Annotated in this window: 1 pseudogene; it reads left to right on the top strand. The window is 48.4% G+C overall.

What is annotated here, in order from left to right:
* Positions 1–246 (top strand): annotated as a pseudogene (locus F1003_RS19110) (hypothetical protein); the annotation flags it as partial.

The following is a 246-nucleotide window of genomic DNA, read 5'->3' on the forward strand; positions in this document are numbered from 1 at the left end:
GGCAGTATTTATTCAGCAATGATAACGAAGAACAGCCGTTTTCCCGGAGAGAATATGAACAGACGGTCATGTCGGGAAAGTATAAAAGCAGAATGATGGGCTTCGGCTCAGAACGGGATTTCGATCAGCCGGGCTATTATATCCGTAACGCCCTCTTCCCGAAACAAAGGGAGGAGCTGCGCGCAGATCAGACGCCGAAGATCGACACGATGGTATACAAGATTGACAAAGACAACCTGCTGAAAC

Source organism: Winogradskyella ouciana, assembly GCF_009709615.1.
Taxonomy (GTDB): domain Bacteria; phylum Bacteroidota; class Bacteroidia; order Flavobacteriales; family Flavobacteriaceae; genus Winogradskyella; species Winogradskyella ouciana.